General features: G+C 69.0%; 3 protein-coding genes. 1 reads left to right on the top strand and 2 read right to left on the bottom strand.

The features are described from left to right. Positions 1 to 88: 88 nt before the first annotated feature. Entirely contained in the window at positions 89 to 1,435 is a 1,347-nt protein-coding gene (locus tag AB0B48_RS31785; RefSeq protein ID WP_357208072.1) for an ABC transporter substrate-binding protein, read from the bottom strand. Positions 1,436 to 1,686: 251 nt separating this feature from the next. Here AB0B48_RS31785 and AB0B48_RS31790 point away from each other — a divergent pair, with 251 nt between their 5' ends. Further along, entirely contained in the window at positions 1,687 to 2,460 is a 774-nt protein-coding gene (locus tag AB0B48_RS31790; RefSeq protein ID WP_357208074.1) for a peptidoglycan DD-metalloendopeptidase family protein, read from the top strand. 51 nt (positions 2,461 to 2,511) lie between these two features. On the opposite strand, the gene AB0B48_RS31795 is transcribed toward AB0B48_RS31790, so the two are convergent. Beyond that, positions 2,512 to 3,000: a TspO/MBR family protein gene (locus AB0B48_RS31795; protein ID WP_357208076.1), complete on the bottom strand. Its 489-nt coding sequence runs from the start codon at positions 2,998 to 3,000 to the stop codon at positions 2,512 to 2,514. Positions 3,001 to 3,026 lie beyond the last annotated feature (26 nt).

Genomic DNA, 3,026 nt, shown 5'->3' on the forward strand with positions numbered 1-3,026 from the left:
GGCTGAGCCGGTGCGGCGGGAGTAGCAGTGGCGGCGGGAGTAGCAGTGGCGGCGGGACCGCGTCAGCGGACCGGGCCACCGCCGGGGATCACTTAGGCCAGCTGCTCTCGATGCCCTGGAGCACCGGGGCGGTCGCCTTGCCGTTCAGCCACTCGACCATGCCCTTCCAGAACGTTCCCGCGCCGACGGCGGCCGGCATCAGGTCGGATCCGTCGAAGCGGAAGGTGCCCGTCTTGTCCTGGAGGATCTGGACGGAGAGCTTGTCGATCGGGCTGGCGACGTTGGCGATGTCCAGCTTGTTGTTCGCCGTGACCCAGTTGCCGAGCTTCGCGCGGCTGTTCACGTACTCCGCCGAGACGAGGTAGGTCTGCACGGCCTGGACCTCGGGACGGTCGGCGTAGCCGACGACGAACTCGCCCGCGCCCAGCACCGGCTTGCCCTTGGCCGGGTCGATGGCCGGGAAGTAGAAGGCGAACGCGTCGCCGTCCTCGGCCACCTTGGTGCCCTCGGGGAACTGGTTGGCGTAGAACGACGCCTGTCGGTGCATCGCGCACTTGCCGGTGGTCACCGGCAGGCCCGCCTCCTGGAAGGCGGTGGTGGTGATGCTCTTGACCCCGCCGAAGCCGCCGTTGACGTACTTCTCGTTCTTGAGGATGCTGCCGGCGCGGTCGACCGCGTCGACGATCTTCGGGTCGTTGAACGGGATGGCGTGGGTGGTCCACTGGTCGTAGACCTCGGGACCCTGCGTACGCAGGACCACGTCCTCGATCCAGTCGGTGGCCGGCCAGCCGGTCGCGTCACCGGACTCGACGCCCGCGCACCACGGCTTGATGCCGCTGGCGGCGATCTTGTCGCTCAGGGCGATGAGCTGGTCCCAGGTGGTCGGAACCTCCCAGCCCTTCTCCTTGAACGTCTTCGGCGAGTACCAGACGAAGGACTTCACGTTGGCGCCGAGCGGCACGCCGTAGAGCGTCCCGTTCACGGTGCCGTACTTCAGCCAGTCGGCCGGCATGTTCTGCTCGGCGAGGGCCTTGGTGTCGGCGCTGAGGGACTTCAGCTTGCCGGCGTCCGCGAAACGCTTCACCAGGCCCGGCTGCGGCACGAAGGCGATGTCGGGGGCGTTGCCACCGTCGACCCGGACGGGGAGCTGCGCCTCGAACTCGCCGCTGCCCTCGTAGTCGATCTCGATGCCGGTGCAGTCCTCGAACGTCTTCCAGGAGTTCCTGAGCAGGTCGGCCTCGGCGTCACGGATGGACGCGTAGATGGAGACCTTCTTGCCGTCGTGGCCCTCGTACTTGTCGTATGCGGCGCACTCCGCGGAACCCGCTTTGCTGCTCTTCTTGTCGTCGCCGGTACCGCAGGCGGTGGCGCTGAGCGCCAGCCCGACTACACCGGCGATCACGAAGGCCTGGCGTGGTCTGGTAAAGACCGCCATGCCGTCCTCCTTCCTAGCCGGCGCGGTCGTGCTGGTGACCCGTCGCCGGTCCGATTGGGCGTGCACACATGTAAGCGCTTGCATCCGGCCCGGTCCACCCCCTGTCAGACACGAGCGAGTAACAATCCGGAAACCTGCGGGCTGCCTGGTTGGGCGCGTTTCCGGGACAGGCTGAGGACTCTTTCGAAGATTGACGATATCTGTCAGGCTGACCCCACCGGATCGAAGGTTTTCGACATAGGAGGAGCTGTATGCGAAAGCGGTGGATCAGCCTGTTGGTGACGGGTCTCCTCGTCGGGGGAGCGCTGGTGCCGGCGACCCCGGCCCTGGCCGCGCCGACCTTCAGGGTGCCGTTCCCGTGCGGGCAGTCCTGGTCCGGGCAGACCCGGTCGGACCACAGCCCGGCCTATGCCGTCGACTTCAACCGCACCGACGACCAGGGCGACCCGGTGGTGGCGAGCGCCCCCGGCACCGTCGACCGGGTGACCGACCTCGGCGGCACCAGCTACGGCAAGTACGTCCGAATCAACCACGGGGGCGGTTACAGCACGTACTACGCCCACCTCAGCGGCTTCAACGTCTCCGTCGGGCAGACGGTCGGGTACGGCAAGGTGATCGGCTGGGTCGGCAGCACCGGCGGATCGACAGGCCCCCACCTGCACTACGAGCAGCGCCTCAACGGCGCCGACATCCAGGTCCGCTTCAACGGCAGCCTCGCGCTGTACTGGGGCACCAAGAGCTACACCAGTGGCAACGGGTGTTCCTCGGGCGGCGGTAACGGCACCGTCGACACCAGCGGCACGCCACTGACCGTCCGCTCCGGCCCCGGCACTGGGTACGCCTCGGTGGGCACCGTCGCCGACGGCACCCGGGTGACGATCGCCTGCCAGACCAGTGGCACCACGGTCACCGGCACGTACGGCACCAGCTCGATCTGGGACCGGATCGGCTCCGGCCGCTACATCGCCGACGCGTACGTGTACACCGGCTCCGACGGCTACATCCCGGGCGTGCCCCGCTGCTGACCCGGTGACTGTCACGGTCCCCGGCGGGCGTCGCCGCCGGGGACCGTGCGGTCAGTTGTTGAGCTGCCAGATCGCCAGGTTCAACGCGGCGGCGAAGGTGACCCAGGCCCAGTACGGCAGCAGCAGCGCCGTCGCCACCCGGGACACCCGGGCGAACAGCACCACGGTCAGGCCGATCGCCAGCCACATCAGCACGATCTCGGCGAACGCGAGACCGTACTGCCCGGCGCCGAAGAACAGCGGGGTCCAGATCGCGTTGAGCACCAGTTGGGTGGTCCACGCCCAGAGGGCGGGGGAGAAGCCGACCCGGCGCCACACCAGCCAGCCGGCCACCGCGATCAGCGCGTAGAGCAGTGACCAGACCGGGCCGAAGAGCCACGAGGGCGGGGCCCAGTCGGGCTGCCGCAGGTTCGCGTACTCCGCAGTGGTGCCCTGCACGCCCAGGCCGCCGATCGCGGCCGCGCCGAAGACCGCCGCCGCCACAACCGGGCGGGCCCACCACCCCCCCCCCCCCGCCGGGCCCCGCGCGACCGTATCCAACTCCAAGGGGGCTAGATATACACCCG

The sequence above is a fragment of the Micromonospora sp. NPDC049089 genome, assembly GCF_040648775.1.
Classification (GTDB): Bacteria; Actinomycetota; Actinomycetes; order Mycobacteriales; family Micromonosporaceae; genus Micromonospora.